The sequence below is a fragment of the Stenotrophomonas daejeonensis genome, from assembly GCF_001431505.1.
GTDB lineage: Bacteria > Pseudomonadota > Gammaproteobacteria > Xanthomonadales > Xanthomonadaceae > Stenotrophomonas > Stenotrophomonas daejeonensis.
On sequence record NZ_LDJP01000094.1, the window covers coordinates 1 to 7,844 of the forward strand.

5 protein-coding genes and 1 pseudogene are annotated in these 7,844 nt (G+C 69.9%); all 6 read left to right on the forward strand.

Going from position 1 to position 7,844, the window contains the following annotated elements; translation table 11 throughout:
* Positions 1-1,318, forward strand: a 1,318-nt coding sequence (locus ABB34_RS13830) for a M48 family metalloprotease (RefSeq protein ID WP_057641962.1), incomplete at its 5' end; no start/stop codon positions are given.
* 131 nt (positions 1,319-1,449) lie between these two features.
* On the forward strand, positions 1,450-2,136 hold the full coding sequence (phoB, locus tag ABB34_RS13835) for a phosphate regulon transcriptional regulator PhoB (RefSeq protein ID WP_057641963.1): 687 nt from the start codon (positions 1,450-1,452) through the stop codon (positions 2,134-2,136).
* A gap of 228 nt (positions 2,137-2,364) precedes the next feature.
* Positions 2,365-3,705: a phosphate regulon sensor histidine kinase PhoR gene (gene phoR, locus ABB34_RS13840; protein WP_057641964.1), complete on the forward strand. Its 1,341-nt coding sequence runs from the start codon at positions 2,365-2,367 to the stop codon at positions 3,703-3,705.
* Positions 3,702-5,789, forward strand: coding sequence for a polyphosphate kinase 1 (ppk1, locus tag ABB34_RS13845; protein WP_057641965.1), 2,088 nt, complete (start codon positions 3,702-3,704; stop codon positions 5,787-5,789). The genes phoR and ppk1 overlap by 4 nt, the downstream gene beginning before the upstream one ends.
* Before the next feature lie 100 nt (positions 5,790-5,889).
* Positions 5,890-7,416 carry an exopolyphosphatase gene (ppx, locus tag ABB34_RS13850; RefSeq protein WP_057641966.1) on the forward strand — a complete coding sequence of 509 codons (1,527 nt, stop codon included), beginning with the start codon at positions 5,890-5,892 and terminating at the stop codon, positions 7,414-7,416.
* A 308-nt stretch (positions 7,417-7,724) separates the two neighbouring features.
* A pseudogene (locus tag ABB34_RS15335) lies at positions 7,725-7,844 on the forward strand (IS110-like element ISStma4 family transposase); the annotation flags it as partial.

Here is a 7,844-nt window from a genome sequence, read left to right on the forward strand (position 1 = left end):
CGGGCTGGTGCTGACCGCGCAGCGCGAGGACGAGGTGGCGGCGGTACTGTCGCACGAGATCTCGCACGTCACCCAGCAGCACGTGCTGCGCAGCGTCGAGAAGGCGCAGCGCGACCAGATCCCGATCCTGCTGGGCATGCTGGCCGCGGTGGTCGCCGCGCAGCAGGCCGGCGGCAATTCCTCGGGCGACGCGACGATGGCCGCGATCACCTCCGGCATGGGCCTGATGCAGCAGTTGCAGATCAACTTCACCCGCTCCAACGAATCGGAGGCCGACCGGCTCGGCATCCGCACGCTGGCGCGCAGCGGCTACGACGTCGATGCGATGGCCGGCTTCTTCGAGCGCATGGCGGCGGCGATGCGCGGCAACGAGGGCGGCTATTCCACGCCGGATTTCCTGCGTACCCACCCGGTCACCGTCACCCGCATCAGCGAGGCCAAGGCCCGCGCTGAGCAGATGAAGAAGGACACGGTGCTGCTGACCACCACCACGCCCAGCGGCGTGCGCCAGGAGCGGGTGGACCCGTCCGACCCGTCCGCCGACCCGCTCACCCCCCTGGGCAACCCGCTGCTGCCCGGCTCGATGCAGCTGTCGCTGCCGTCGCTGGACCTGCCGCGCGGCGCCAGCGGCCAGTTCGACTGGGCGCGCGAGCGCCTGCGCGTGCTCAGCGCGCCCACCCCGTCCGAACTGGTGCGCGAATACCAGGACCTGCGCCGCAGCCAGAAGGACGGCCTGAGCGACCCGCAGCGCTACGGCGTGGCCATCGCCCAGCTGCGCGACGGCGGCAAGGCGGTGCAGCAGGCGCTGCAGGAACTTCAGGAACTGCACGCCGAGTACCCGGACAACCTGTGGGTGGGCCTGGCACTGGGCGAGGCCGAATCGCGCAGCGGCCGCCACGACGACGCCAACCGCCGCTTCGACGCGCTGCTGCGGCAGCTGCCGCAGAGTCGCCCGGTAGCGCTGACCTACGCGCAGGTGCTCAACGAACAGGGCGGCGCCGAGGCCGGCAAGCGCGCCCAGGCGATGCTGCGCCCGCTGCTGGCGCGCGCCGGCGACGACCCGGTGTTCCAGCGCACCTTCGCCCGCGCCTGCGAACTGGCCGGCGACACCACCCGCGCCAGCGAGGCCTATGCCGAGGCCGCCTACCTGAACGGCCGCCCCGAGCAGGCGCTGCTGCAGTTCCAGGCATTGCTCAAGCAGCCGGCGCTGGATTACGTCAGCCGCGCCCGCGTCGACGCCCGCATCGAGGCGATCATGCCGACAGTGCTGGAAATGCGCCGGCTGGGCCAGCGCGACCCGGACATGCAGCGCCGGTAGGTCGGGGTTACATCCCCGACGCGCGACATCGCACACGTCGGGGGCATGGCCCCGACCTACGTGTCATGTCACAAACCCGTCATCAAACCGTAGTCTAATCGCGGCCGAACGGGCTCCATGACAGGCAAAACGTGCTCAAACGCATCCTGATAGTCGACGACGAACCGGCGATCCGCGACATGGTCGCCTTCGCCCTGCGCAAGGGCGAGTACGAGCCGGTGCATGCCGGCGACGCGCTGGAGGCGCAGACCGCCATCGCCGACCACGTGCCGGACCTGATCCTGCTGGACTGGATGCTGCCCGGCACCAGCGGCCTGGAGCTGGCCCGACGCTGGCGCAAGGAGGCGCTGACCCGCGAGGTGCCGATCATCATGCTCACCGCGCGCGGCGAGGAGAACGACCGCGTCGGCGGGCTGGAAGCGGGCGTGGACGACTACGTGGTCAAGCCGTTCTCGGCGCGCGAGCTGCTGGCGCGCATCCGCGCGGTGCTGCGCCGCACCCGCGACGACGACGAGGACGGCAGCGTCGGCATCGGTCCGATCCGCATCGACGGCGCCGCCCACCGCGTGTTCGCCAACGACGCGCCGGTTTCCATCGGCCCCACCGAATACCGCCTGCTGCACTTCTTCATGACCCACCCCGAGCGCGTCTATACCCGCTCGCAGCTGCTCGACCACGTGTGGGGCGGCAGCGTCTACGTGGAAGAGCGCACCATCGACGTGCACATCCGCCGCCTGCGCAAGACGCTGGAGCCGTTCGGTGCCGAGAACATGGTGCAGACCGTGCGCGGCGCCGGCTACCGCTTCTCGGCGTCTTGAAGCGGGGAACACGGGAACGGGGAACAGGGAATGAAGCAAGGCCGGGAGTCGGTGGGTGAAAAGCGGGAATCACCGGAACGGCGCAAAACCACGGCATGGCCCCACGGCTCCCCTTTCCCTGCCTGATGCGCAATAGTTGAAGCAGCACAAGCACTCCCTTCCCGCCTGCATGTATCAGGCGCCCGATCACCCCGCATTCCCCGTTCCCACATTCCCCGCCTTCCCACGATGCCCCGCCAATTCCGATCCGCCTGGTTGAAGACGCTGGCCACCGTGGCCGCGCTGTTGGTGCTGGCCGGGCTGCTCGGCACGCTGCTCGGCAAGCCGGCCTGGGTGGTGGCGCTGGCCGCGCTGGGCATCCTGGCCTGGCACTACTGGCGGCTGCGCCAGGTGCTGCTGCGGCTGACCGCGCGCCAGCGCTGGGAAACCCGCGACGGCACCGGCGTGTGGAACGAGCTGGACCGGCTGCTGTACCGCAACCAGCAGGAAATGCGCGCGCGCAAGCGGCGCCTGCTGGACATGCTGCGCAGCTACCGCGCCGCCGCCGCGGCGCTGCCCGACGCGGTGGTGGTGGTGGACCGCAACACCCAGCGCATCCAGTGGTTCAACGAGGCGGCCACCGGCCTGCTCGGCCTGCGCCACCCGGCCGACATGGGCGCGCCGCTGGTCGAGCGCCTGCAACCGCTGCCGCTGGCGCACTGGCTGGCCGGCGGCCGCAACGCCGAGCCGATCCTCGACGCCAATTCGCCGGTCGATGCCGGCATCCGCCTGCACCTGCGGCTGATCCCGTATTCGGACCACCACTGGCTGCTGGTGGCGCGCGACGTCACCAAGCTACTGCACCTGGAGCAGGTGCGCCGCGATTTCGTCGCCAACGTCTCGCACGAGCTGCGCACGCCGCTGACCGTGGTCCACGGCTACCTGGACATGATGGACCCGGAGGACTTCCCCGACACCGGTCCGATGCTGGCGGAGATGCGCAAGCAGAGCCAGCGCATGGCACAGCTGGTCGAGGACCTGCTCACCCTGTCGCGGCTGGAGTCGCAGCAGCACACCGAGCTGGAAACCGTGGCGATGACCTCGATGCTGGCCTCGCTGCGCCGCGAGGCCGAGGCGCACAGCCAGGGCCGCCATGACATCAGCGTCGAGGACACCGCCGGGGTGGACCTGGCCGGCTCCAACAAGGAGCTGCACAGCGCGTTCTCCAACCTGGTCACCAACGCGGTGCGCTACACCCCGGCCGGCGGCCGCATCAGCCTGCGCTTCGCCCGCGAGGGCGGCGGCGCGGTGCTGTCGGTCACCGACACCGGCTACGGCATCCCCGCCAGCCACCTGCCGCGGTTGACCGAGCGCTTCTACCGCGTGTCCAGCAGCCGCTCGCGCGAGAGCGGCGGCACCGGGCTGGGCCTGTCCATCGTCAAGCACATCCTCGGCCTGCACCAGGCGCGGCTGGATATCCGCAGCGAGGTGGGCCAGGGCAGCGTGTTCGCCTGCCACTTCGACGCCGAGCACGTGCGCCCGCGCGACATCGCCCTCCCTACCGCCCCCACCGAAGACTCCCCGGCATGAATCCCTCCGTCCCGCCTGTCGCCACAGCGGCTCCCGCCGCCGATCCGCTGCGCGACCCGGCGCTGTACATCAACCGCGAACTGTCGCAGCTGGACTTCAACTTCCGCGTGCTGGCGCAGGCGATGGACGCGCAGGTGCCGCTGCTGGAGCGGCTGCGCTTCCTGTGCATCTCCTGCACCAACCTCGACGAGTTCTTCGAGATCCGCGCCGCGGCGGTGCGCCACGCGCAGGAGTTCGGCCTGCCGCCGGCGCCGGACGGGCTGAGCCCGCAGCAGATCCTGTCGGCCATCCACGACCGCGCCGCCGAGCTGGTGGACCAGCAGTACCGCTGCTGGAACGAGGTGCTGCGCCCGGCGCTGCAGGAGGCCGGCATCGGCATCCTGTCGCCGTCGACGTGGACCGCGCGCCAGCGCCGCTGGCTGCGCGCGTACTTCCGCAACGAGATCATGCCGGTGCTGTCGCCGCTGGGGCTGGACCCCTCGCACCCGTTCCCGAAGATCCTCAACAAGTCGCTGAACATCGTCGTGGTGCTCACCGGCACCGACGCCTTCGGCCGCGCCGGGCACCTGGCGGTGGTGCGCGCGCCACGCTCGCTGCCGCGCATCATCCAGTTGCCCGAATCGCTGGGCGGGGCGCAGAACTTCGTGCTGCTGTCGGCGGTGCTGTCCACCTTCGTCGACGAACTGTTCCCCGGCATGGACGTGCGCGGCGCCTACCAGTTCCGGGTCACCCGCAACTCCGAGCTGGTGGTGGACGAGGAAGAGGTCGAGAACCTGGCGCTGGCGCTGCGCGACGAGCTGGTGGACCGCGGCTACCGCCCGGCGGTGCGGCTGGAGATCGCCCACGACTGCCCCAAACCGATCGTGCAGACCCTGCTGCAGAACTTCGGCCTGTCCGACAACGCGGCCTACCGCATCGATGGTTCGGTCAACCTCAACCGCGTGATCCAGGTCTACGACCTGGTGCAGCGGCCGGACCTGAAGTACCCGCCGATGACCCCGCGCGTGTTCAAGGCGCCGGAAGGCATCTTCGCCGCGGTGGCGCGCAAGGACGTGCTGCTGCACCACCCGTTCGATTCGTTCGGTACGGTGCTGGAACTGATCCGCGAGGCGGCGGTGGACCCGAACGTGCTGGCGATCAAGCAGACGCTTTACCGCACCGGCAAGGACTCGGGCATTGTCGACGCGCTGATCCAGGCCGCGCGCAACGGCAAGGACGTGACCGTGGTGGTGGAACTGCGCGCGCGCTTCGACGAGGAAGCCAACCTCGGCCTGGCCGACCGCCTGCAGGACGCCGGCGTGCAGGTGGTCTACGGCGTGGTCGGCTACAAGACCCATGCCAAGATGCTGCTGATCGTGCGCCGCGAGGGCCGCAAGCTGCGCCGCTACGTGCACCTGGGCACCGGCAACTACCACAGCGGCACCGCGCGCGCCTACACCGACCTGAGCCTGATAACCGCCGACGCCGACATCGGCAACGACGTGCACCAGTTGTTCCAGCAACTGTCCGGGCTGGCCTCGAAAAGGACGCTGGACTGCCTGCTGCAATCGCCGTTCACCCTGCACAGCGGGCTGCTGCAGCGGATCGAGCGCGAGACGCGGCTGGCGCTGGAAGGCCGGCCGGGACGGATCATCGCCAAGATGAACGCGCTCAACGAAGCGCAGGTGATCCGCGCCCTGTACGCGGCCTCGCAGGCCGGCGTGCGGATCGACCTGATCGTGCGCGGCGCCTGCACCCTGCGCCCCGGCGTGGAAGGCGTTTCCGACAACATCCGGGTGCGCTCGATCGTCGGCCGCTTCCTCGAGCACAGCCGCGTCTACTGGTTCGGCAACGACGGCAGGCCGGAGCTGTTCTGCGCCAGCGCCGACTGGCTGGAACGCAACCTGCTGCGGCGCGTGGAAACCTGCTTCCCGGTGCTGGACGACAACCTGGTCCAGCGCATCCACCGCGAGGTGCTGCAGAACTACCTGGACGACAACCTCAACGCCTGGGAGCTGCAGGCCGACGGCCACTACCGCAAGTGCGAGCCGCAACCGGGGCAGGCGCCGCATTCGGCGCAGCAGGCGTTGCTGGAAGCGCTGTAGGAGCGCAGCTTGCTGCGCGATGGCGCTTTGCCGGGAAAGCCTCTCGCGCACCGAGGTGCGCTCCTACACACCCGTCCCGGCCATCCACTACCATTCCGCCATGCCCCAGTCCTCCCCGACCTTCCCCCCCCTGCAGGACGGCGACCTGCTGGCCGCCATCGACCTGGGGTCCAACAGCTTCCACATGGTCATCGCCCGCTACCTGCTCGGCCAGCTGCGGGTGGTGGACCGCCTGCGCGAGACGGTGCGCATGGCCGACGGGCTGGACGGCAAGGGCGGGCTGTCGGCCGAGGCGCGGCAGCGCGCGCTGGAATGCCTGGCCCGCTTCGGCCAGCGCATCCGCACCATCCCGCCGTACCGGGTGCGCGCGCTGGCCACCAACACCGTGCGCCAGCTGCGCTCGCCGCTGTCGTTCCTGATGCCGGCCGAAACCGCGCTGGGCCATGCCATCGAGGTGGTCAGCGGCCGCGAGGAAGCGCGCCTGATCTACCTTGGCGTGGCCCACGCGCAGCCGCCCAAACCCGGCCAGCGGCGGCTGGTGATCGACATCGGCGGCGGCTCCACCGAATTCATCATCGGCGCCGGCATGCAGCCGCTGGAACGCGAGAGCCTGCAGGCCGGCTGCATCGCCAGCACCCGCCGCTTCTTCCCCGGCGGCAAGCTGAGCAAGAAGCGCTGGAAGGACGCGCTGACCGAGATCGGCGCCGAGTTCCAGCCGTTCGCCGCCAAGTACCGCGCGCTGGGCTGGGACGAGGCGCTGGGCTCGTCCGGAACGCACAAGGCAATCAGCGAGATCTGCGCGGCGATGAAGCTGAGCAAGGGCGCGATCACCGCCGAAGCGCTGCCGCAGCTGCGCGAGGAACTGCTGCGCGCCAAGCACATCGACGACATCAACCTGCCGACGCTGTCCAGCGAACGGCGGCCGATCATCGCCGGCGGCGTGCTGGTGCTGGAGGCCGCGTTCCAGGCGCTGGGCCTGCAGAAGCTGCTGGTCAGCAAGGCGGCGATGCGCGAGGGCATCCTCCACGACATCGTCGGCCGCGCCGGCGACAACGACCCACGCGACGAATCGGTGGCGGCGCTGACCCGGCGCTACGCCATCGACGAAGCCCAGGCGCAGCGCGTGGAGGCGACCGCGCAGCGCCTGTTCGAGCAGGTGGCCGAGGGCTGGAAGCTGGATTCGGACGACGCCCGCATGCTCGGCTGGGCCGCGCGCCTGCACGAGCTGGGGCTGATGATCGCGCACAGCGGCTACCACACCCACGGCAGTTACGTGATCGAGCACTCGGACATCGCCGGCTTCTCGCGGCAAGAGCAGCAGGTTCTGGCGGCGCTGATCCGCACCCATCGCCGCAACGTGCCCAAGGCCGCGTTCGACGCCCTGCCCGAGCGCCTGCTGCTGCCGGCCAAACGCACCGCCGCGCTGCTGCGGTTGGCGGTGCTGCTGCACCGCGCGCGCGAGGACGACCCGATCCCGACGCTGGAACTGTCGATCGACGGCAACACGCTGTCGCTGGTGCTGGACAAGGCCTTCATCGACGCCCGCCCGCTGCTGCGCGCCGACCTGGTCGGCGAAGCCGAGGGCATCGCCGGGCTGGGTATCAGCTTCCGGCCGTTCGTGGCTTGACCCCCTTGTAGGTGCGGGGCTTGCCCCGCACGAAGCATCACCGGGAAAGCCCCATGCGGGGCAAGCCCCGCATCTTGTGTCTTGAAGCCTGCCCCGATCAGGCAGACTTCCCCGGAGTGATCCGGGAGGTTCCGATGATGCCGTCTCCGCACTTGAGCCTTCGAGCTCGCACCGTAGATCCGGCACATCGGAACCCTTTTCCGCCTTGGAGCTTGAACGGTATCTTCGGCCCGCTTTTGCGAGAGCCAGCACGAACAAGGGCAAGCCCGGCGGTCACTGGATCCGGTTCGACAGCAGGAGACAGAGACATGCAGGTGATAGGCATCGACGTGGCCAAGGCCACCTTCGACATCGCCCTGCCGTTGGGGCAGGGCAAGTACCGCACCCGGGGCAAGCTCGGCAACACCGCCGCGGGTTGGGAACAACTG

What these genes read in the sequence shown, in the direction of transcription:
- phoR (WP_057641964.1), top strand. Translation starts at nt 2,365, where the DNA reads ATGCCCCGCCAATTCCGATCCGCCTGGTTGAAGACGCTGGCCACCGTG.
- ppk1 (WP_057641965.1), top strand. Translation starts at nt 3,702, where the DNA reads ATGAATCCCTCCGTCCCGCCTGTCGCCACAGCGGCTCCCGCCGCCGAT.
- ppx (WP_057641966.1), top strand. Translation starts at nt 5,890, where the DNA reads ATGCCCCAGTCCTCCCCGACCTTCCCCCCCCTGCAGGACGGCGACCTG.